Source organism: Stenotrophomonas sp. B1-1, from assembly GCF_010894375.1.
GTDB lineage: Bacteria > Pseudomonadota > Gammaproteobacteria > Xanthomonadales > Xanthomonadaceae > Stenotrophomonas.
Genome location: NZ_JAAIUZ010000006.1, coordinates 267,209 through 288,262 on the forward strand (window position 1 = coordinate 267,209; position 21,054 = coordinate 288,262).

Sequence of the window (21,054 nt, forward strand, 5' to 3'; positions counted from 1 at the left end):
CCTGATGCGCCCGCATCTTCTTGCCCTTGCCCTGGTTGCCGCCCTGGCCGGTTGCCAGCCGGCCGACGCCCCGACCAACGCCTCCACCCCGGCCGCCGGCCAGCAGGCCGCTGACCAGGCCGCCGATGCGGCCTTCGCCGATCTGTCCAAGCGCGCCCTGGACACCTGGATGCAGCTGTCGCCGGTCAGCGCCACCCAGATCGGCGACCACCGCTATGACAGCGAGATCGACGACCTGAGCGCCGCCGGCCAGCAGAAGACCGTGGCCGCCTACAAGGCGCTGCTGGGCGAGCTGGACAAGATCGAAGTGGCCAAGCTGGGCCGCGAGAACCAGGTGGACGCGGCGATCCTGCGCAACCAGCTGCAGTCGGAAATCTGGAACGCCGAGGTGCTGCAGTCGGGCAAGTGGGACCCGCAGCTGTACAACGGCCTGGCCGGCAGTGCGATCTACGGCCTGATGGCCCGCGAATTCGCCCCGCTGCCCGAGCGCCTGAAGTCGGCCACCGCACGCATGGAAAAGCTGCCGGCGATCTTCGCCCAGGCGCGCGAGAACCTGGACCCGGCACGCGTGCCGAAGATCCACGCCGAGACGGTGGCCAAGCAGAACAAGGGCATCCTCAGCATCGTCGATACCTTCATCACCCCGCATATCGGTGAACTGCCGCAGGCCGACCAGCAGCGTCTGCAGGCGGCCATCGATGGCCTGAAGAAGGCCGTGGACGAACAGCAGACCTGGCTGGACAAGACCCTGGTGCCCAATGCCAAGGGCGACTTCCGCATCGGTGCGGAAAAGTACGACCAGAAGCTGAAGTTCGCGCTGAATTCCTCGCTGTCGCGCCAGGAGATCGGCGAGCGTGCGCGTGCCGAACTCAAGCGCGTGCGCGAGGACATGTACGGCATCGCGCAGACCGTGCTGAAGGACAAGCCGGGCGCACCGGAGATGCCGGCCCAGCCGACCGACGAGCAGCAGCAGAAGGCGATCGAAGCGGCGCTGGAGCTGGCCTACGCCGACAAGCCGGCGCGCGACAAGGTGGTGGACGATGCCAAGGCCGCGCTGGAGCAGTCCACCGCGTTCGTGCGCGAACACGATCTGATGACCCTGCCCGATGCACCGGTCGACATCATCCTGATGCCCGAATTCCAGCGCGGCGTGGCCGTGGCCTACTGCGATTCGCCGGGCCCGCTGGACAAGAACCTGAAGACCTTCTACGCGGTCTCGCCCATTCCCGACGACTGGAATGACAAGCAGGTCGATTCGTTCCTGCGCGAATACAACTCGCGCATGATCCACCTGCTGAGCATCCACGAAGGCACCCCGGGCCATTACCTGGAAGGCTGGCATTCGGCCAAGTTCCCCTCCACCCTGCGCGCCGTGCTGCGTTCGGGCCTGTTCGCCGAAGGCTGGGCGGTCTACACCGAGCGCATGATGCAGGAGCAGGGTTACCTCAACAACGACCCGCTGTTCCACCTGGTGCAGCTGAAGTTCTACCTGCGCACCATTTCCAACGCGATTCTGGACCAGGGCGTGCACGTGGACAACTGGGATCGCGAGAAGGCGATGCACCTGATGACCCACGATGCGTTCCAGCAGGAAAGCGAAGCGAGCGGCAAGTGGGTGCGCGCGCAGCTGACCTCGGCGCAGCTGCCGACCTACTTCGTCGGTGCGCAGGAACACTTCGACACCCGCAAGGCCATGCAGGACAAGCTGGGCGACAAGTTCAACCTGAAGGCCTACCACGACCAGATGCTGTCCTACGGCGCGCCGCCGGTGCGCTTCGCCCGCCAGCTGATGCTGGACCAGCCGATCGAGTAATCGAGCGGGTGTCAGCTTGAACCAGAACGGCCCGGGGAAACCCGGGCCGTTTTTCATCCACGCTTGGGGTCAGATCCCTTTCCTGCGGAAAGGGCTCTGACCCCGATGGGGCTAGCGCGCCGGACCGCGCACCTGAGGTGCTGAAAGTAGTTTCACAGGCGCTGCAGCCTTCTTCAGCTCGATCGGAACAGAGAACATACGCCTGACATCAAGCGCTTCGCTTTCATAACTGTTCTCGAAGTCCTTTTCAGTCAACTCGACCACGATGACGCCGCGCTCTCCGTCGACCATTATCCCCTGATGCTCCGGGAACAGCGTCTGGATCTTTCCAGATCCCACTACGCTCCGAAGCTCATTCAGAGAATGCGGCGCACCCACCACGAAGTGGTAGGTGACCCGCCCGTATCGGGTGTCAACGATCCTGGAAGGCACTGGGTCGGCTCCGGTCAGCCTGACCGTCACGACCATCGGGTTCTCGGTAAACGTCTTGCCTGCAAACCTGTCCGGCATGACCTCTACGATCTTCTGAAGCGCTTCCCCAGCCGCCATTCGAAGGCGCAGACGCCTGTCGGCTTCCTCCGCGGTCAGCCCTTCCTTCTTTGCAAAGATCTGGACGACAGGATCGGTGGCGGGAGTCACGTTCTGGGCGTACGCAGAAGGCAATGCCGAAGCGCCAACACACACGGCGAGTGCGATCACGTGTCTGCAATTGCGTTTCACGGGACCTCCCTGGTCCAGCAGGGGGTCAGAGCCCTTTCCTGCGGAAAGGAATCCGACCCCGGTGCGGTTATTGATCGGCTGCCATGAAGCCGCCGGTCTGCCGCGCCCACAGGCGCGCGTACAGACCACCGGCATCGACCAGTTCGGCATGGGTACCGGTTTCGACGATGCGGCCCTGGTCCATCACCACCAGCCGGTCCATGCGCGCGATGGTGGACAGGCGGTGCGCGATGGCGATGACCGTCTTGCCGCCCATCAGTTCGTCCAGGCTGTCCTGGATGGCCGCTTCCACTTCCGAATCCAGCGCCGAGGTGGCTTCGTCCAGCACCAGGATCGGCGCGTCCTTCAGCAGCACGCGGGCGATGGCGATGCGCTGGCGCTGACCACCGGACAGCTTGACCCCGCGCTCGCCGACGTGGGCGTCATAGCCACGGCGCCCCTGCCCGTCCACCAGCGTGTCGATGAAGGCTTCGGCGCGCGCCTTGGCCACCGCCGCACGCAACTGCTCGTCGCTGGCGTCGGGCCGGCCATACAGCAGGTTGTCGCGGATCGAACGATGCAGCAGCGAGGTGTCCTGGGTGACCACGCCGATCTGCTGGCGCAGGCTTTCCTGGGTAACGTGGGCGATGTCCTGCCCGTCGATCAGGATGCGGCCGCTTTCCAGGTCGTACAGGCGCAGCAGGATGTTGACCAGGGTCGACTTGCCGGCGCCGGAGGGGCCCACCAGGCCGATCTTCTCGCCCGGCTTCACCACCAGGTCCAGGCCGGCGATCACCCCGCCCTTCTTGCCGTAATGGAAGTGGATGTCCTGGAAATGCACGCCACCATGGGCCACTTGCAGCGGCACCGCATCGTCACGGTCCTGCACGGTCAGCGGCTGGGCGATGGTGGTGATGCCGTCCTGCACGGTGCCGATGTCTTCGAAGATGCCGTTGATGGTCCACATGATCCAGCCGGACATGTTGTGGATGCGGATGACCAGGCCGGTGGCCAGGGTGATCGCGCCCACGGTGATGTGCCCGCCGTTCCACAGCCAGAGCGCCAGGCCGCAGGTGCCGGCAATCAGGAAGCCGTTGACGATGGCGGTGGTCAGGTCCATGCCGGTGGTGATGCGCGTCTGTGCGCGATGCTTCACCGCCAGTTCCTGGATCGATTCGGCCACGTAGGCCTGCTCGCGGCCGCCGTGGGCGAACAGCTTCAGGGTGGGAATATTGGTATAGCCATCGACGATGCGGCCCATCGCCTTGGAACGCGCTTCCGAGGCGATCCATGCGCGTTGCTTCGCGCGTGGCACGAAGTACGCCAGGATCACCGCATAGGCCAGCAGCCACAGGATCAGCGGCACCATCAGCCGCCAGTCGGCCTGCGCGAACAGGTACAGCGCGGTGCCGGTGTAGACCACGATGTACCAGAGCGAATCGACCATCTGCACGGCCGATTCGCGCAGCGACGTACCGGTCTGCATCACCCGGTTGGCCACGCTGCCGGCGAAATCGTTCTGGAAGAAACTCAGGCTCTGCCGCACCACGTAGTTGTGCATCAGCCAGCGCGAGCGGTTGCTCAGGCCGGGCACGATGGCCTGGTTGACCAGCAGGTTGTGTAGGCCCACCAGGATCGGCCGGGCGATGACCGTGATGAACAGCATCCAGCCCAGTTCATTGGCGTGGCGCTGGAAGAAGCCGGCACCGGGCTGTTCGGCGACCATGTCGACGATGCGGCCCAGGTAATCGAACATCGCCACTTCCACCAGCGCCAGCAGCAGGCCGGCGATGAGGGTGGCCAGCAGCACCGGCCACACCGGGCGCAAGTAGTGCAGGTAGAACGGCAGCACCTTCTGCGGCGGCATGCGGCCATCGACCGGCGGGAACACCGGAATCAGAGATTCAAACCAACGAAACATCACAGTCCCTCGCCATCAATCAGCGCGGGGATTATCCCATGCCGGGTGTGTGTCCCGCGTTCCGGCCAGTGTCGGGTAGGCGCCCACCTGGGTGGGCGCGTTGCGATATGCCGACCAAGGTCGGCATCTACCGGTGCGTGGGAGTCGGCATCTACCGGTTCGTGGGGGTGAACTGCAGGTCCTGGAAGTCGAAGCTGAAATCGGTCAGGTCCGAGATGGACTGCATGCGCACTTCGCGCACCTTGCCGTCCGGGTCCAGGCTGAAGTTCACGAACGCATCGGCGTTGAGCGAGCGGTCGTCCCAGCGCACGATGAAGGTATCGTGCTGCCAGTGCTCCAGGCGGCCGGTCAGCTGCGCGGTCTTGGCAAAGCTCAGGCGCAGGCCCTTGCCCTCGGCCACGATGGCCATGTCGCCGTACCAGCGATCGCGGTACTGGCCGGCATAGCCACGCAGCGGCAGCGACGGCGTAGTGCCCTTGGCACGCTCGGCCTGGTGCTTGGCCCAGGCTTCATCGGCCTTGTCCTGGCCCTTGGCCACGCCCTTGGCGTAGGCGTCGACCCAGTCATGCTTTTCGCCGCCCAGGTAGGCGTCGAGCACGCTGAGGGTGATCGCGTTGAAGGCCGCGCCCGATTCCTGGTTGGTCAGCACCACCACGCCCAGCTTCTGGCCCGGCACCAGGGTCAGCCGCGAAACCATGCCCGGCCAGCCGCCGGTGTGCCAGACCAGCTTCTGCCCACGGTAGTCGCTCAGGTTCCAGCCTTCACCATAGCCGGCGAAGTTGGCCCGTGCCGGCTCCAGTTCGGGCACGCTCGGCGTGGCAATGGCCTGCGGCGTGATCATCTGCCACATGTCTTTCTGCGTCTTGGCACTGAACAACGGCGTGCCGTCGGCCAGCGTGCCCTCGGCCAGCTGCACCTGCATCCAGCGCGCCATGTCGTGCGCGCTGGAATAGATGCCACCGGCCCCGGCGTTGTTCGACCAGGTGAGCGGCGCAACGGTGCGCAGGTCCTTGAAATCGTACTTGGCGTGGCCCACCGCGGCGTTGTCACCGGGCTGCAGGTGGTCTGCGTTGTAGCGGGTACCGGCCATGCCCACATTGTCGAAGATGCGCGTCTGCAGGAACTGCTGGTAGCTCATGCCCGACACTTTCTCGATCACCTGCTGGGCGACCGCGTAGAGGATGTTGTCGTAGGCATAGCGCTCTCGGAAGCCGCCCTTCAGTGGCACCTGGCCCAGGCGTTGCACCACCTCGGCATTGCTGTAGCTGGTGGTGGGCCAGAACAGCAGGTCGCCGGCGCCCAGGCTCAGGCCGCTGCGGTGCGACAGCAGGTCGCGCAGGGTCATCTGCCCGGTCACGAAGGGATCGGACATGCGGAACGACGGCAGGTGGTCGATCACCTTGTCGTCCATCTTCAGCTTGCCGTCCTCGGCCAGCAGGTTCAGCGAGGTAGCCGTGAACGCCTTGGTGTTGGAAGCGATGGCGAACAGCGTATCGGCCTGCACCGGTGCCGGCTTGCCCAGTTCGCGCACGCCCCAGCCGCGTTCCAGCACGATCTGGCCATCCTTCACCACGGCCACGGCTACGCCAGGTACGTCGAACTGCGCGCGCACGCGCTCGACCGTTGCGTCCAGGTCCTGCAGTTGCGGCGGGGTGGCCGCACTCGCCATGGTGGTGCACGCCAGCAGCACGGCTCCTCCGATCCAGGTTTTCATCCAGCACCATCTCCGAACAGGGGTCGCGGCCATGTGCAGGCCGTCACCGGGGTTTCGCACGATGGTAACGGGCGGCGATCCACCCTGCCCTGTGCCATAGGAGGGGTGCCATGGTTGACGATCTTGCGGTGGGCAGCGGCTCCACCATCATTCCCTGCCTGCGCTACCGCGATGCGCTGGCAGCGATCGACTGGCTGCAACGCGCCTTCGGGTTCCATGCGCAGGCGGTGTACGCCGAGGGCGAAACGGTCTTCCATGCCCAGCTGGTGTTCGGCCAGGGCATGATCATGCTGGGCTCGGCCAGCAACGGCGGCGAGTGGTCGAAGCTGGCGGTGATGCCCGACGAGGTGGATGGGCGGCAGACCCAGAGTGCCTGCGTGATCGTGGCCGATGTGGATGCCCACTACGCCCGCGCCAAGGCCGCCGGTGCGCGCATCGTCATCGATATCGCCGACCAGGACTACGGTGGCCGTGGCTATGCCTGCGCCGACCCGGAAGGCTATCTGTGGTGGTTCGGCAGCTACGACCCGTGGCGCGCCGGGGCCGGCCAGTAGGTTCGGGCACGCTCAGCGGCCGCGCCAGCGGTCCAGTGCCCACAGGGCGGTCCAGCCCAGCACGAACACGCCGGCCACGCGCAGCACATTGCCGCTGAAAGCGGCCGCCCCGATGCGCTGCAGGTCCAGGAACGGGTACGGCACCTGCCCGGTCAACGTGCCGCACAGCATCGCCCAGCCCAGGTAGGCCACCGGCACCATCAGCACCGGGCCCAGCACGCGCCAGCGCAGGGCGCCGTGCGGCAACAGCCAGAGCCAGCCCAGCAGGTACAGCACGGGGGAGGCGTAGTGCAGCCCGGTATCGGCCCACCACTGCAGGCCCGTGGGGTGCCACAACCGCTGCAGCACCAGCCCGTAGACCAGCCCGGTCACGCCGATGCACAGCGCCAGGGTCGCCTCCAGCGGCGCTGGCAGGTGGCGGCCACGTGCGATCCACACACCGCCCAGGCACACCGCCACGTTGCTCAACACGGTGAAGTAACTGAAGAAGCGCAGGGTGGCCATGGCCACGCCCGCCGCCGCACCGGGGCCGGTGAGCAGCAGCGCGTACTGCAGCAGCAGCGCGGCTGCCGCCACCAGTGCAGTCAGCAGGGCCCAGCCTTTCAACAGGTTCCAGCGCGCGGCCATGGCGGTACCCGCAAGTCCGGTGCGGCGAGCATGCCACAGCCATCGCCGGCCGCCACACGCATGCCGCACAATACGCACATGACCACCCCCGATACCCGCAAAGCGCTCTGGCAGATCCACTTCTGTGTCCTGCTGTGGGGCGTCACCGCCATCCTCGGCAAGCTGATCACCCTGCCGGCGCTGCCGCTGGTGTGGTGGCGCATGTTGCTGGTGGTGGCCATGCTGGCGCTGCTGCCGCGGGTCTGGCGTGGCCTGCGTACCCTGCCGATGCGGCTGGTGGCCGGTTATGCCGGCATCGGTGCGTTGGTGGCGCTGCACTGGCTCACGTTCTACGGCGCGGTGAAGCTGGCCAACGCCTCGGTCGCGGCCACCTGCATCGCGCTGGCACCGGTGTTCACGTCGATCATCGAACCGTGGGTGGCCAAGCGGCCGTTCCAGTTGCGCGAACTGGCCTTCGGCCTGGCCGTGCTGCCGGGCGTTGCGCTGGTGGTGGGTGGCGTGCCCGATGGCATGCGTCTGGGGGTGCTGGTGGGCGCGCTGTCGGCGCTGCTGGTGGCCGTGTTCGGCTCACTCAACAAGCGCATGGTCAGCCATGCCGACCCGCTGACGGTGACCGCGTTGGAGCTGGGTGCCGGCACCCTCACCCTGACCCTGCTGGCGCCGCTGATGCCCTACCTGCTGCCGGCCCTGGCCAGCCCGCTGTGGGTAGTGCCGGATCTGCATGACGGCATCCTGCTGCTGGTGCTGGCCGGCGCCTGCACGCTGTTGCCGTTTGCCCTGGCGCTGGTGGCGCTGCGCCACCTGAGCGCCTATACGGTGCAGCTGGTGACCAACCTGGAACCGGTGTACGCAGTGGTGCTGGCGGTGGTGCTGCTGAACGAGCAGCACGAAGTGACCCCGTGGTTCTACCTGGGCGTGGCGATCATCGTCGGCGCCGTGTTCCTGCACCCGCTGTTGAACCGCCGCAAGCCGGTGCAGCACCCGGAAATCCTGGGCACCGCCGAGGCGCGCAATATCGCTGAATGACGCACCGACGGTAGAGTCGAGCCATGCTCGACTGCTTTTCGCCGGATGCAACGCGTAGAGTCGAGCTTGCTCGACTGCTTTTCGCGCGATGCCAACAGCAGTCGAGCAAGCTCGACTCTACCTGGACACAGGCCAACAGCAGTCGAGCAAGCTCGACTCTACGGGGCCAGCTCCACGCGGTTGCGGCCGCTGGCCTTGGCGCGGTACAGCGCGGCGTCGGCGCGGGCCAGGGTCTGGTCGGTGTTTTCGCCCGGCTGGTACTGGGCCACGCCGATGCTGATGGTGACCGGGAAGCCCAGCGGCAGGTCGGCCACCGCCATGCGCAGGAATTCGCACTGCAGTTCAGCGGTACGCAGGTCCACATCGGGCATCAGGGCCACGAACTCTTCGCCGCCATAGCGCGCCGCCATGCCGCGCCCGCCGAAGTGCGAGCGCAGCAGCACCCCCAGTTCGGCCAGCACCCGATCGCCGGTGGCGTGGCCCTGGAAATCGTTGATCTGCTTGAAATGGTCGATATCCACCAGGGCCACGCAGGTCTGCCGCAGCTGCCCATCGGCGGTGGCCACCGCTTCGGCCAGGGCGACGGCCAGCGCGCGTCGGTTCGGCAATCCCGTCAGCGCGTCGGTGCGGCTCTGCTCGGTCAGGTCGGCGTTCTGCGCCAGCAGCACGTCGTGGTACTCGGCCAGCAGCCGCTCGTAATCATCGCGCTCCAGCATGTGGTTCTGGATATCCAGCGCGAAGCGGCGCAGTTCCATCACCAGCATCACCTGGCGTGACAGCGCGGCCAGCGCCTCGGCCTTGTCCGGTGCCAACTGCTGCGGGTGCGCATCGAACACGCACAGCGTGCCCAGCGGCAGGCCATCGCTGCTGACCAGCGGCGCGCCGGCATAGAAACGCACGTGCGGATCGCCGGTCACCACCGGGTTGTCGTGGAAACGGATGTCCTGCAGCGCATCCTCCACCACCATGATTTCCTGCGGCTGCAGGATGGCGTGCCCGCACATCGATTCGCTGCGCAGGTTTTCCGCCGCATCGATGCCCTGGATGGATTTGAACCACTGCCGCTCGACATCGATCAGGGTGACCGCGGCCATGCTGGTACCGCACACCGCCTTGGCGATCACCACCAGGTCGTCGAAGGATTTTTCACGGTCCGAATCGAGAATGCGGTAGCGATACAACGCCTGCAGGCGCTCGGCTTCGTTGGCAGGCTTGTCGGGCTTGATCATGCAGCGTCATGTTCCGGCAGGTCGCCGCCGAGTCTAGCCGATGTTGGCGCCGGGTCATGCCCGGCGGCCATTCGTCCCAGAGGGCTTACCAGTCCTGCTGCTGCGGCAGCAGCCCGTGCAGCTCCTGGTCGGTCAGGTTGCGCCATTGGCCCGGCTTCAGCGCGCCGATCTTGACGTTGTCGATGCGCACGCGGCGCAGCTGCGTCACGCGGAAGCCGAACTCCGCCGCCATCAGGCGGATCTGCCGGTTCAGGCCCTGCTGCAGGGTGATGCGGAAACCGAACTTGGCAATGCGCGAGGTGCGGCACGGCAGCGTCATCTGGTTGTGGATGCGCACGCCGCGCGCCATGCCGCGCAGGAACTCGTCGGTGACCGGCTTGTTCACCGCCACCAGGTACTCCTTCTGGTGGCCGTTCTCGGCACGCAGGATCTGGTTGACGATGTCGCCATTGCTGGTCATCAGGATCAGGCCTTCCGACTCCTTGTCCAGGCGGCCGATCGGGAAAATGCGCTGCTCATGGCCAACGAACTCGACGATGTTGCCCTTCACCGAGGTTTCGGTAGTGCAGGTCACCCCGACCGGCTTGTTCAGCACGATGTAGACGTGGCGGCGCGCGCCCGGCTTGCGCGCGGTGCGGGCGCGCAGCGGCTGGCCGTCCACCAGCACGGTGTCGTCCTCGCCGACCACCGCGCCGGTGCCGGCCGGGTGGCCGTTCACGGTCACCCGCCGTTCGGCAATCAGACGGTCGGCCTCGCGGCGGGAGCAGAAGCCGGTTTCGGCAATATGTTTGTTGAGTCGGGTGGTCATGCGCCCATTATCCGGCATTGCCACCCTCCCCGCCTCATGCAACGGCAACGGAATCTGCGGTTTCGCCGTCGAAGACCCGGTTGCGGCCGCCGCGCTTGGCCACGTACATGGCATGGTCGGCACGCCGCAGCAGGGCCGCCAGGTCGTCCTGGCCCGGCCGCCACTGGGCCAGGCCGATGCTGGCGGTCACCTGCAGGCCGGGCACCTGCAGGCTCTGGCAGGCTTCGGTGATGCGCTGGCGCAACACGTCCAGGCGGCGCCGCGCATCCTCGCGCGACACCCCCGGCAGCACCACCAGGAACTCCTCGCCGCCCATCCGCGCGACCTCGTCCTGGCCGCGCACGCTGGCGCGCAGGGCACGGGCCACCGCCACCAGCACCTGGTCGCCGACCTCATGCCCGTGGCGATCATTGATGTCCTTGAACAGGTCCACGTCAAGGAAACCGATGACCAGGCCACCGTCGTCGCGTGCACCGCGCTGCAGGTGCTCGCCCAGCTGTTGCAGGCCGGCGCGGCGGTTGGGCAGGCCGGTCAGCGAATCGGTCTCGGCCAGGTGGCGCATCTCGTCGCGTTGCTGGCGCAGGCGACCCAGCCGCAGGTTCAGGGCGTAGGCGGCCATCATCAGCAGCCAGGTCACTGCCAGCTGCAGCGCTTCCACCCGGTATTCCAGCAACCAGCCGGCACTGACGGCGTCGGCGGCGATCAGCACCAGCATCGGGGTCAGCGCGGCCAGCCCGGCCTGCGACCACACATCGCCGCGCAATCGCGCCCACAGCCCCACCGCCAGCGACAACGCGCAGCCCAGGATGAAGCTGACCTGCAGGCCCACCGCCACCACCTGCAGACCGTCGCGGCCGAGCCACGGCACCAGCGCGGCCACCGCCAGCAGGCCCCACAGCACGATCTGCTGCGGCAGGCGCGAGCGCGGCAACTGCCGGTCACCACCGTTCAGGCGCCACAGCGCCGGCAGTGCCATGGCCTGGGTGGCCGCGGTCAGCGCGATCAACCACCAGGCGGCGCGCTCGCCCACTGGCAGCCAGGGTTCGGGGTAACCAGACAGGCCGCCCAGCACCGCCTGCCACAGCACCAGGATCAGCGTGGCGCCGATGTAGAACAGGAAGCTGCGGTCACGGGTGGTCAAGTAGCCCATCAGCGCCGACAGCGCCAGCGCGATGGCGACCGCGATGCAGGCCGCGCGCACCAGCAGGCGTGCGGTGTCGTTCTGCTGCACCGGGCTGGGCGCGCCCAGCCGCAGGGTCGGCACCCAGCGTGCCTTCAGCGGGGTCTGCCATGAAACGAAGAAGGGTTCATGGCTGCCGGCGCGGGGCACGGCCACCATGCCAATGCCGGCGCGGAAGCGCGAATCGCGGGTGCGCGCATCGTCCATGTTGCCGCAGATCTCGCGCTCGCCATGCTGCAGGCGGACTTCGCCGGCGAACACGTTGAACACATCCAGCGCCTGCGGTTCGCCCGACCAGCCGCCCGGCGGGGCATCCACCCGCACTTCCTGGCGCGGCCCGACCAGCATCTGCGGCGTACACGCGCGGTGCGGTGTAGGCACATCGGTAGCGGCGCCCACCAGCAGATAGTCGCGCCCGGCTTCGGCCGCGCGCGCGTGGCCCAGCCAGGGCAATGCCAGCCAGGCCAGCAGCACCACCAGCACTGCCCCTACTTCAAACCGCACGTGCCTGCCGACCACGCTGTGTCCCGCTGTTGCTTACGTCCGCGCCCAGTGCACGTCGCCCCTGCGGCCATTATCGCAGCCTGCGGCGGCGCCGGTGTGTAGACCAAAGGTGGGGCCGCGCAGCGCGCCGGCTCACTGGTCCACTCCGGGCTGGCCCACCAGGCGCAGCGGGCGCTGGTCGGCCAGGGTCAGCCGTTCCAGCGGCTGCGGGCGCTCGATGGCGAACCCCTGCAGGCCCTGCACGCCCAGAGCCGCCAGTGCGTTGGCCACTTCCTCGGTCTCCACCCATTCGGCCACCACTTCCATCTGCAGTTCGCGGCCTAGTTCACTGATCGCGCGCACCGTGGCATGGCTGACCGGGTCGCTGCCCATGTCGCGCACGAAGGCCCCATCGATCTTCAGGATGTCGGCCGGCAACTGCCGCAGGTAGCCGAACGAGGACAGCCCCGAGCCGAAGTCGTCCAGCGCCATGCGGCAGCCGCGCGCCTTCACCGCATCGATGAACGCCCGCGCCTGGGTCAGGTTGCTGATCGCCGCTGTTTCGGTGATCTCGAAGCACAGCTTGGCCGCCAGCGCGCGGTTGCGTTCCAGCAGGTCGCAGACGAAGGCCAGGAATCCCGGTTCGGCGATCGACTGCGCCGACACGTTCACGTTGCACAGGCCGAGCTGGCGCACGTGCGCCGGGCAGACCTGCAGGTGGCGGAACAACAGGCCCAGCACATGCCGGTCCAGCGCCACGGCCATGCCGTAGCGTTCCACCGCCGGCATGAACTGGCCCGGCAGGTGCAGTGCGCCGGCCGCATCGCGCATGCGCACCAGCACCTCGTAATGCAGGTAGCCCGGATCGCCCACCTTGGCGATGCGCTGGGCGTAGAGCAGCATGCGGTTCTCGGCCATGGCCCGGCTGACCCGCTGCAGGCGCTCGGCCTCCTGCCGCCGCTCCTCCAGCGCCAGGCGGTCTTCGTTGAAACAGTGGATGCGGTTGCGCCCGGCCTGCTTGGCCGCATAGCAGGCGCTGTCGGCCGCGCTCATCAGCCAGTTCACGTCCTGCGCGTCGGCGGTCACTTCCACCACGCCGATGCTGCAGCTCAACTGCGGGCTGCCTTCGCTGATCGGGAACGTGGCCTGGCCCAGGTTGCGCAGCAGCCGCTGCAGCACACGCTTGGCCTCGTCCTGGCTGGCGCGGGCCAGGAACACCGCGAACTCGTCGGCACCCAGGCGTCCGACCCAGTCGCCGTCGCGCACCGCGCCGATCAGGTACTCGGCGAAGCCGCGCAGCATCTGGTCACCGGCGGCGTGGCCGAAGCTGTCGTTGACCAGCTTGAAGTGGTCCAGGTTGATGTAGCACAGCGAGTGCACGCCGCCTTCCGAGCGCACCTGCAGCAGGGCGTTCTCCAGCAGCCGCTCGATCTCGCGGCGGTTGATCAGGCCGGTCAGCGGATCATGGCTGGCGTGGTGCTCGATCTCGCGGGCCAGGGCATGGTGCTGGCTGACGTCTTCGATGATCGCAAACACCGACAGCCCGCGGCCGGGGGTACGCACGCCGGTGCCACTCCAGCGGCCCCACACCAGGCTGCCGTCACGCCGGCGGAAGCGCAGCTCGCCTGGCCGCAGCTGCCGCTCCCAGTCGATCTGGCCCTGCTCGTCCAGCACCAGCTCGCCTTCCATCAACAGCTCGGCAAAGGTGGCCTGCAGCAGCTGGTCGCGGCGGTAGTCCAGGATATCGGCAATGGCCTGGTTGGCCTCGATGACCCGGCCCTGCGCGTCCAGTTTCAGCATGCCCACGTTGGCCTGGTAGAACGCGGCGCGGAACCGGCTTTCATGTTCGCCCATGTCCTTGCCCACGCGTCGGGCCAGGGCAATGGCCATCAGGGTGATGCCCAGCACCGACACGCCACCGACCACCAGGGTGGCGATGCGTACCGCCCGTGACATGTCCAGCAGCGCCTGCGAAAACGCCTTCGCCTGCCCCTGCAGGGTCTGGTCGATGTCGCGCAGGCGCTGCAGGTAGGCATCGCGCGCCTGCACCGTCAAGGGGCCTTCATGGTGGCGCTGGCGCAGTTCGCTGATCAGCGCCTGCATGGCCAGGACGCCTGGGTCGGTCTGTCGCCACAGCGTGGTGGCATCACGGAACGCGCCGAAATCGCGGGCATGGCGGAACGAGAACACCAACCGTGCCACGTCACCCTTGGCGTTGCCGCCGCGCAGGAAGCCGGCGCGGGCGCTCGCCTCGTCCGGCTCGGGCTGTTCCAGCGCCAGGCGCGCGTGCAGGTCACCCAACGGCAGCTGCAGCGCGCGCTCGGCATCATTCAGATCGATCAACTGGCCGCGCACCAGGTATCGGCTCAGCGCCGAGGTGGCCTCCTGCTGGCCACGGGACCAGTGCCCCTGGCCGGCAATCCAGGCGGTGGACGCCGCCTGCAGCTCCTGGATGACAGCCGACAGCCCGACCAGGCCGATCGCCATCCCGGTCAGCAATGCAAACCGCAGCCCCAACCCCCGGGTCATCGGCACCCGTCGGTCCTGCTGCTCGCTACCCCTCCTACCCATCCTGGATCCCCCCGGACGCGATTACGGTGGCAACCTCCTGCGGAACCCGTTCAGCCTAGAACCGTGGGTGTGTGGACGGTGCGAAGCCCACGAAAAAGGGCGGGGGTCGCCCGGGCCATCCGAAGATGAAGGCCCGGTCGACCACCGCCCCTTCAGGCGTGGTGCTTAGAAGCTGCGCGGACCGCGCGGCTTGAAGCCATCACGGCGCGGCGGGCGACCTTCACGGTCACCGCCGGGGCCACCCGGGCCACCGCGGCGCGGGCCACCCGGACCGCCCGGACCGCGCTTGTCGAAGCGCGGCTTGAACGGACGCGGAGCCGGGTTGATCTCTTCACCGGCCGCCAGCGGACGCATCTGCAGCTGCTGGCCCGACACCCACACCTTCTGCAGGTGGCTGAGCACGTCCTGCGGCATCTGCGCCGGCAGGTCCAGCAGCGAGAAATCGTCGTGGATGTCGATACGGCCGATGTAACGGCTTTCCAGGCCCGCTTCGTTGGCGATGGCGCCGACGATGTTGGCCGGCTTCACGCCGTGCTGGTGGCCCACCGAAATGCGGTAGGTCTCCATGCCCTGGTCCGGTGCACCACGCGGCGGCACTTCACGGCGCGGGCGCTGTTCGAAACCACCCTCGCCTTCTTCGCGGCGCGGGCCGCGTTCGAAGCGCGGGCCGCGTTCGTTGCGGTCGAAGCGGTCACCGCGTTCCGGGCGGTCGCCACGGTCGAAACGCTCGCGCGGCGCGCGTTCTTCACGCGGCGCACGCACCGGCGGCTGCAGCAGGAACGGGGTATCGCCCTGCAGCATCTTGGCCAGTGCGGCAGCCACTTCGATGGCCGGCACGTTCTGCTCGGTCTCGAAACGCTCCAGCAGCTGGCGGTAGAAATCCAGACCGCCGGCGCCGAGGGTTTCGCTGATGCGCGAGGTGAACTTGTTGATGCGGGTATCGTTGACCGCTTCCACGCTCGGCAGCTGCATTTCTTCGATCGGCTGGCGGGTGGCGCGCTCGATCTGGCGCAGCATGCCCTTCTCGCGCGGGGTGGCGAACAGGATCGCCTCGCCGCTGCGGCCGGCACGGCCGGTACGGCCGATGCGGTGCACGTAGCTTTCGGTGTCGTACGGGATGTCGTAGTTCAGCACGTGGCTGATGCGCTCCACGTCCAGGCCACGGGCCGCCACGTCGGTGGCCACCAGGATGTCCAGCTTGCCTTCCTTCAGCATGGCGATGGTGCGCTCACGCTGGGCCTGCTGCATGTCACCGTTGATGGCGGCAGCGGCCAGGCCACGGGCCTGCAGCTTGCTGGCCAGTTCTTCGGTGCCGGCCTTGGTGCGCGCGAAGATGATCATCGCGTCGAACGGCTCGACTTCCAGGATGCGGGTCAGCGCATCCAGCTTGTGCATGCCGCTCACCCACCAGTAACGCTGGCGGATGTTGGCCGAGGTGGTGGTCTTGGCCGCGATGGTCACTTCCACCGGGTCCTGCAGGTAGGTCTGCGCGATGCGGCGGATCTGCGGCGGCATGGTGGCCGAGAACAGGGCCACCTGGCGCTGCTCCGGCAGCTTCTTCAGCACGGCTTCGACGTCGTCGATGAAGCCCATGCGCAGCATTTCATCGGCTTCGTCCAGCACCAGGGTCTTCAGCTCGGACAGGTCCAGGGTGCTGCGGTCCAGGTGGTCGATCACGCGGCCGGGGGTACCGACCACGATGTGCACGCCGCGGCGCAGGGCCGACAGCTGCTGGCCGTAGGGCTGGCCGCCGTACACCGGCAGCACGCGGAAGCCGGGGATCTTCGAGGAATACGACTGGAACGCCTCGGCCACCTGGATGGCCAGCTCGCGGGTCGGCGCCAGGATCAGGGCCTGCGGCTTGGTCTGCTGCAGATCGATGTTGGACAGCACCGGCAGCGCGAAGGCCGCGGTCTTGCCGGTACCGGTCTGGGCCTGGCCCAGCACGTCGCGGCCTTCCAGCATGGCCGGAATGGTGGCGGCCTGGATCGGCGAGGGGGTTTCGTAGCCGATGGCGCTGACCGCCTGCATGACAGGCTCAGACAGGCCGAGCTGCGAGAACTGCAGCGGCGCTTGGGAATCTTGGGACATGGAAAACTCCAAAGGCACGGCCATCTGCATGGCAGTGCGATAAAAAAGGGATGGTCCGCGCTTTGGGCGCCCTTCTTATCGCGTGCCCTGGCGCTGCTCGTTCGGAGGGAGATTCACTCGCTCAGAGCGGAATGATACCGCACCGTGCCTGAACGGCGCGTACAGGAAACCATTCGCATCCATGGCCGCCCACACTGGCGCACAATACGCGACCCGCGCGGCCGGCCCCGGCCCGCCCCCACCAGGAAACCGCGTTCCATGCAGATTCTCGAATTCGACCTCGACGGCGAGTACGTCGAACTGAAGCAGTTGCTGAAGCTGGCCGACCTGGTCACCAGCGGCGGCGAGGCCAAGATGGTGATCGGCGACGGCCAGGTGCTGGTGGACGGCCAGGTCGAGCTGCGCAAGGCCTGCAAGATCCGCGCAGGCCAGGTGGTGGAATTCAACGACAGCCAGATCCGCGTGCTGGCGGCCGGCTGACCCGGCCGGGCAAGGCAGGATCAGGCCACGCGCTGGGTCAGATGCGAGGCAATCACCTTGCGGAACGGCGCCACGCCCTGCGCCAGCCGCAACCCGGCCGCGCGCAGCAGGCGGGCCGGCGCGCGGTCATCGGTATACAGGCTGGCGATGGCGTTGGTGGCCTCGTACAACGGCCGCGACGCCAGCCGGTGCCCGCGCTCGTAGCGGGCCAGCATGCCCTCGGCGCCGATGTCCGCCGCGCGTCGCTGCTGATCCAGGATGCCCTGCGCCAGCCGCTGCGCACTGGCCAGACCCAGGTTGAACCCATGGGCCGTGACCGGGTGCATGCCCACGGCAGCATCGCCGATCAGCGCACAGCGGCTGCCGACGAAACGGTGCGCGTAGACACCGACCAGCGGATAGGCCTGCGGCGTGGCCACCGGCTGCATCTGCCCCAGGCGGTGCTCGAAGAACCCGGTGATGGCCTGGCCGAAGGCCACCTCGTCCATCGCCAGCAGCTGCTCGATCTGCCGCGGCGGCAGGGTGACCACCGCTGACGCCTGCCCTTCGTTGAGCGGCAGCAGGGCCAGGGTACGGCCGTAGCCGAACCATTCCCAGGCGGTGTGGCGATGGTCGCGCTCGACCTGCATGCGGCACACCAGCATCGATTTACCGAAGTCGCGCATCTGCGCGCCGATGCCCAGCAGGCGGCGGGTGGCGGAAAAACGGCTGTCGGCGGCCACCAGCAGGCGCGCGTGCAGTTGGCTGCCGTCATCCAGGGTGACCACGTGGCCCTGTGCATCGGCACGCAGCGACTGCAGCTTGCGCCCGTCGAACAGGTGCAGGCCCGCCTGGTCCTGCACGCCCTGCCAGGCCGCCCGCCGGATCAGGTGATTGGGCACCAGCCAGCCCAGCGGCTGGTCGGCCGTGCGTTCGCTGGCGAAGGTAAGCGCGAACGGCGAGCCGCCGTTGAGCACCTTGGCATCGCGCAGTTCAGCAATTTCGCTGGCCGGCAGCTGTTGCCACAGGCCCAGCTGTTCCAGCGTCTGGCGCGAGGCATGGGTGAGTGCGATCTCGCGCCCGTCGAAGGCGGCTGCCGCCAGCGCCTGGCGCGGCTGCGCTTCCACCAGCCCGACCTGCAGGCCCCTGCCGGCCAGCGCGCGCGCAAAGCACAGGCCGGCCGGCCCGGCGCCCACCACCACCACGTCCATTCCACGCATGCCTGTCTCCTGACCCTTGTCCGTTCGCTACCAGCTTAGCGCTGGGCGCGTTAAGGACCTTGATCTGGATCAGCGCAGCAGCCGGCCCCTGCCCTCTACCGGCCTTACAGCAGGGCCAGCACCAGCGACAGCACCGCCACGATCGACACCACCCAGACCAGGCTGCGCACATACGGCACACCGCTGGCGTACAGCGGCAGGTACACCACGCGGGCCCAGAAATAGACCTGCGCGGCCAGCACGGTGTGCTCGCTGCTGCGCCCGGACAGCACCACCGCAATAGCGGCGGCGGCGAAGAACGGGAAGGTTTCGAAGAAATTGGCCTGGGCCCGCGCCAGCCGTGCCGCCAGCGCACCCAGCGGCGCGTTCTGGCCGTCGCGGGCCGAAGCGTTCCACTTCAGGCCACGCTCGCGGGTGGCCGCACCGGTGGCGGCAAAGATATGCACGAAGCCGAGCAGCATTGCCCAGGCCAGCATCGTCAGTTCGGTCGCCATGTTCGATCTCCGTCAGGGAGCGGAAGCGCGCAGGCTGTAGCCGGCCAGGCGCCAGGTCTGGTCTTCGTCGAAACGGAACGACACCAGTTCGCGCACCGGCTGGGCGCTGCTGGCAAAGCGGGTGGGGAAGCTGACGTTGATGTACAGCCCTTCCGGCACGGCCGCGCCGGGGCCGTACTTCACCCGGGTCACGCTGGGCTGGCCACGCCCGGCCAGGGCGCCCAGGCGGGTGCGGTCGGCGGTGAGCTGGCTGACGAAAGCAGCCTTGGGAACGGCGCGGCGCGCCACGACCGAAGCACCGTCCCACAGTTCACCGGCGCGATTGCCATCGACCAGCTGCGCGGCTTTCAGCGCAGCGGCGGTCATTTCTGCGTCCTGCTTCTGCACCTGGGCCTGCTGGGCCGGGGTCAGCGTCGGCGCGGCGGCGGTGGCGGGCTTGGCGGCGGCCGGCGTGGCCGGTGCCGGGCGCGCCGGTGCCGGTGCGGGCGTGGCCGGCGCAGGTGCCTGCGCCAGTGCGGCCAGGGGGAACAGGGACAGCAACAGGAACGCGCGCTTCATGGCCACCGCCGGTTCAATGAATGGAACCGCAGTCTACGCCAGCGCGGTGATCGGCTCGTCAGCGCGTAGTACTGCTGGCTTCCACTGCAGCGGCCTCGGCCTCGGCGGGTGCGCCGCCGCTACCCGCGGCCGGCGGCTGCTCGGCCACCGGCGGCTCGGGCGGCGCCGGCGGCAGGGTGGCCACGTCGATCTCGGACAACGGACTTTCTTCCGGGCACACCGGATCGGGGAAGCCGAAGCGCTCTTTCAGCGCCTGCCCGCAGCTGTTGATCGATTCCATGTCCACGCCCTCGCGCTTGCACTGCTGGTCGAAGGCGACCAGGAAGGCATCCTTGCGCTGCACGAAATCATCGCCGCAAGTGCGCATCTGCTTGATCCGCTCCAGATCGTCCTGCACCGCGTTGGTGCCATCCAGGCCGAACTGGCGCAGCTCCTCGGGAGTGAGCAGGCGCAGGCTGCGGTTGGGCACGGTCATCATCAGATCGGCCACGCCCACGGCAACGCCGTTGCGCTGCAGGTAGTCCTTCACGTTGTCATAGACCTCGTGCAGTTCGCGGTTGAGTTCCGCGCGCGAGGTCGCCTTGGAACTGATGCGCATCATGCGGTGGATGCCGACCTTGCCCGACAGCAGGCGGTTGTCGCCTGCGGCAAGCACGAACACGCAGGCGCTGTGGCAGATCGAGCCTTCGCGCACCCAGATCGTCCAGCCCGATTCGCCGATGCTGTCGCCGGCCACGATGGCCGATTCCACCTGGCCGCCGCTGGAATCCAGATCGAGGATGCGCTTGTGGATCTTCAGCGCATCGGCCACCACGGCCAGGCGCCAGACCAGTTCAGCGAAACCGGGATTGATCTTGCCGGTGTAGCGCACGCGCAGCAGCCCTCGCTCGGCGCACGGCGCCAGCGCCTGCTGGATCTGATCGCGCCCCAGCCCTTCCAGCGCCACGCCATCGCCACCCTCACCGGCGTAATCGGTGCTGCAGCTGATCCAGGCGTTGCCGTTTTCCAGTTGCGCCGCCGCCCACGGCCGGTCCGCCCGACTGCGCGGCGGTGCCGGCGGCAGCGGTGCATCGGCGGCATTGATCGACACCATGTTCTCGCCATCGCTGGCCGGCGCCCGCGCCGCCTTGTCGGCCGCGGTCACGTTGCCGGGATTTTCCAGTTGCTTGCAGCCGGCAAGGGCCAGGCACAACAGGGGCAACCAGCGGAATCGGAAAGACATCGGGCAACCGGTATTCGAGGGAAGCGAGAGCCACAGTCTACCCGCCAACGCCGCGCATTCAGCGTGCGCCACTGAACCCATGGTGACCTTGGGGAACGCATCCACGCATGGCGTGGATCTACTGGCGCAACCGTGATCGGGTAGATCCACGCCATGCGTGGATGAATCTGTCACTCACCCAAATCCATCCGGGGTCAGAGCCCGTCGCTGCGCAACGGGATCCGACCCCGTGCCGTCCCTACAGATCGCAGCCATCTGTCGCAGGCGGGGTGGGTCCGGTTGCGGGGGTGTCCGCGGCATGGATGCCGCGGCCAAGCCTTATCTGATGGAAATCTGGCAGCGTAGGTGTCGAGAGCCGGCGTGGGCCGCCGTGTAAGCCTGGATC

The 21,054-nt window shown here is 67.8% G+C and carries 17 protein-coding genes; 4 read left to right on the forward strand and 13 right to left on the reverse strand.

What is annotated here, in order from left to right; translation table 11 throughout:
• The first annotated feature begins 4 nt into the window (after window positions 1–4).
• Window positions 5–1,813, forward strand: a complete 1,809-nt coding sequence (locus G4G00_RS05860; protein WP_108752573.1) for a DUF885 domain-containing protein — start codon at window positions 5–7, stop codon at window positions 1,811–1,813.
• A gap of 111 nt (window positions 1,814–1,924) precedes the next feature.
• Here G4G00_RS05860 and G4G00_RS05865 read toward each other — a convergent pair whose 3' ends face one another.
• The 3 genes from G4G00_RS05865 to G4G00_RS05875 all read right to left on the reverse strand — a co-directional run bounded on the left by G4G00_RS05865 (window position 1,925) and on the right by G4G00_RS05875 (window position 6,147).
• Window positions 1,925–2,512, reverse strand: coding sequence for a hypothetical protein (locus tag G4G00_RS05865; RefSeq protein WP_164271790.1), 588 nt, complete (start codon window positions 2,510–2,512; stop codon window positions 1,925–1,927).
• 88 nt (window positions 2,513–2,600) lie between these two features.
• Window positions 2,601–4,433, reverse strand: coding sequence for a multidrug efflux ABC transporter SmrA (smrA, locus tag G4G00_RS05870; RefSeq protein ID WP_164271793.1), 1,833 nt, complete (start codon window positions 4,431–4,433; stop codon window positions 2,601–2,603).
• 151 nt (window positions 4,434–4,584) lie between these two features.
• Window positions 4,585–6,147 (reverse strand): serine hydrolase, encoded by a 1,563-nt coding sequence (locus G4G00_RS05875; protein ID WP_164271796.1) that lies wholly within the window; start codon window positions 6,145–6,147, stop codon window positions 4,585–4,587.
• A gap of 110 nt (window positions 6,148–6,257) precedes the next feature.
• Here G4G00_RS05875 and G4G00_RS05880 point away from each other — a divergent pair, with 110 nt between their 5' ends.
• Entirely contained in the window at window positions 6,258–6,701 is a 444-nt protein-coding gene (locus G4G00_RS05880) for a VOC family protein (protein ID WP_164271799.1), read from the forward strand.
• A 12-nt stretch (window positions 6,702–6,713) separates the two neighbouring features.
• Here the strand turns inward: G4G00_RS05880 and G4G00_RS05885 are convergent, their stop codons facing one another.
• The gene (locus tag G4G00_RS05885; RefSeq protein WP_164271801.1) at window positions 6,714–7,328 is read right to left on the reverse strand and encodes a Pr6Pr family membrane protein; all 615 of its coding nucleotides are present in this window, start codon (window positions 7,326–7,328) and stop codon (window positions 6,714–6,716) included.
• A 78-nt stretch (window positions 7,329–7,406) separates the two neighbouring features.
• Here G4G00_RS05885 and G4G00_RS05890 point away from each other — a divergent pair, with 78 nt between their 5' ends.
• Window positions 7,407–8,354, forward strand: coding sequence for a DMT family transporter (locus G4G00_RS05890; RefSeq protein ID WP_164271804.1), 948 nt, complete (start codon window positions 7,407–7,409; stop codon window positions 8,352–8,354).
• A gap of 158 nt (window positions 8,355–8,512) precedes the next feature.
• Here G4G00_RS05890 and G4G00_RS05895 read toward each other — a convergent pair whose 3' ends face one another.
• From G4G00_RS05895 to G4G00_RS05915, 5 genes are all read right to left on the reverse strand, one after another.
• A complete protein-coding gene (locus G4G00_RS05895) occupies window positions 8,513–9,583 on the reverse strand; it encodes a sensor domain-containing diguanylate cyclase (RefSeq protein ID WP_164271807.1) in 1,071 nt (356 codons plus the stop codon).
• A gap of 85 nt (window positions 9,584–9,668) precedes the next feature.
• Window positions 9,669–10,391 (reverse strand): pseudouridine synthase, encoded by a 723-nt coding sequence (locus G4G00_RS05900; protein ID WP_108749033.1) that lies wholly within the window; start codon window positions 10,389–10,391, stop codon window positions 9,669–9,671.
• Between the two features lie 34 nt (window positions 10,392–10,425).
• The gene (locus tag G4G00_RS05905) at window positions 10,426–12,090 is read right to left on the reverse strand and encodes a diguanylate cyclase (protein WP_164271810.1); all 1,665 of its coding nucleotides are present in this window, start codon (window positions 12,088–12,090) and stop codon (window positions 10,426–10,428) included.
• A gap of 117 nt (window positions 12,091–12,207) precedes the next feature.
• Window positions 12,208–14,625, reverse strand: a complete 2,418-nt coding sequence (locus tag G4G00_RS05910) for an EAL domain-containing protein (protein ID WP_164271813.1) — start codon at window positions 14,623–14,625, stop codon at window positions 12,208–12,210.
• A 165-nt stretch (window positions 14,626–14,790) separates the two neighbouring features.
• Window positions 14,791–16,716, reverse strand: a complete 1,926-nt coding sequence (locus G4G00_RS05915; protein ID WP_108754755.1) for a DEAD/DEAH box helicase — start codon at window positions 16,714–16,716, stop codon at window positions 14,791–14,793.
• A 258-nt stretch (window positions 16,717–16,974) separates the two neighbouring features.
• Between G4G00_RS05915 and G4G00_RS05920 the strand changes: the two genes are divergently transcribed.
• Window positions 16,975–17,196, forward strand: coding sequence for an RNA-binding S4 domain-containing protein (locus tag G4G00_RS05920; RefSeq protein WP_108752563.1), 222 nt, complete (start codon window positions 16,975–16,977; stop codon window positions 17,194–17,196).
• A gap of 20 nt (window positions 17,197–17,216) precedes the next feature.
• Here G4G00_RS05920 and ubiM read toward each other — a convergent pair whose 3' ends face one another.
• From ubiM to G4G00_RS05940, 4 genes are all read right to left on the reverse strand, one after another.
• The gene (gene ubiM, locus G4G00_RS05925) at window positions 17,217–18,395 is read right to left on the reverse strand and encodes a 5-demethoxyubiquinol-8 5-hydroxylase UbiM (protein ID WP_164271817.1); all 1,179 of its coding nucleotides are present in this window, start codon (window positions 18,393–18,395) and stop codon (window positions 17,217–17,219) included.
• 104 nt (window positions 18,396–18,499) lie between these two features.
• Window positions 18,500–18,889, reverse strand: coding sequence for an MAPEG family protein (locus G4G00_RS05930; RefSeq protein WP_108749028.1), 390 nt, complete (start codon window positions 18,887–18,889; stop codon window positions 18,500–18,502).
• 12 nt (window positions 18,890–18,901) lie between these two features.
• Window positions 18,902–19,447, reverse strand: a complete 546-nt coding sequence (locus tag G4G00_RS05935; RefSeq protein ID WP_164271820.1) for a DUF4019 domain-containing protein — start codon at window positions 19,445–19,447, stop codon at window positions 18,902–18,904.
• 58 nt (window positions 19,448–19,505) lie between these two features.
• Window positions 19,506–20,669 (reverse strand): hypothetical protein, encoded by a 1,164-nt coding sequence (locus G4G00_RS05940; RefSeq protein ID WP_108752560.1) that lies wholly within the window; start codon window positions 20,667–20,669, stop codon window positions 19,506–19,508.
• Window positions 20,670–21,054 lie beyond the last annotated feature (385 nt).

Excerpts from the sequence above, each read along its gene's own strand:
- G4G00_RS05915 (WP_108754755.1), bottom strand. The coding sequence starts at position 16,716 with ATGTCCCAAGATTCCCAAGCGCCGCTGCAGTTCTCGCAGCTCGGCCTG.
- ubiM (WP_164271817.1), bottom strand. The coding sequence starts at position 18,395 with ATGCGTGGAATGGACGTGGTGGTGGTGGGCGCCGGGCCGGCCGGCCTG.
- smrA (WP_164271793.1), bottom strand. The coding sequence starts at position 4,433 with ATGTTTCGTTGGTTTGAATCTCTGATTCCGGTGTTCCCGCCGGTCGAT.
- G4G00_RS05890 (WP_164271804.1), top strand. The coding sequence starts at position 7,407 with ATGACCACCCCCGATACCCGCAAAGCGCTCTGGCAGATCCACTTCTGT.
- G4G00_RS05935 (WP_164271820.1), bottom strand. The coding sequence starts at position 19,447 with ATGAAGCGCGCGTTCCTGTTGCTGTCCCTGTTCCCCCTGGCCGCACTG.
- G4G00_RS05900 (WP_108749033.1), bottom strand. The coding sequence starts at position 10,391 with ATGACCACCCGACTCAACAAACATATTGCCGAAACCGGCTTCTGCTCC.
- G4G00_RS05920 (WP_108752563.1), top strand. The coding sequence starts at position 16,975 with ATGCAGATTCTCGAATTCGACCTCGACGGCGAGTACGTCGAACTGAAG.
- G4G00_RS05910 (WP_164271813.1), bottom strand. The coding sequence starts at position 14,625 with ATGGGTAGGAGGGGTAGCGAGCAGCAGGACCGACGGGTGCCGATGACC.
- G4G00_RS05885 (WP_164271801.1), bottom strand. The coding sequence starts at position 7,328 with ATGGCCGCGCGCTGGAACCTGTTGAAAGGCTGGGCCCTGCTGACTGCA.
- G4G00_RS05940 (WP_108752560.1), bottom strand. The coding sequence starts at position 20,669 with ATGTCTTTCCGATTCCGCTGGTTGCCCCTGTTGTGCCTGGCCCTTGCC.
- G4G00_RS05860 (WP_108752573.1), top strand. The coding sequence starts at position 5 with ATGCGCCCGCATCTTCTTGCCCTTGCCCTGGTTGCCGCCCTGGCCGGT.
- G4G00_RS05880 (WP_164271799.1), top strand. The coding sequence starts at position 6,258 with ATGGTTGACGATCTTGCGGTGGGCAGCGGCTCCACCATCATTCCCTGC.
- G4G00_RS05875 (WP_164271796.1), bottom strand. The coding sequence starts at position 6,147 with ATGAAAACCTGGATCGGAGGAGCCGTGCTGCTGGCGTGCACCACCATG.
- G4G00_RS05895 (WP_164271807.1), bottom strand. The coding sequence starts at position 9,583 with ATGATCAAGCCCGACAAGCCTGCCAACGAAGCCGAGCGCCTGCAGGCG.
- G4G00_RS05930 (WP_108749028.1), bottom strand. The coding sequence starts at position 18,889 with ATGGCGACCGAACTGACGATGCTGGCCTGGGCAATGCTGCTCGGCTTC.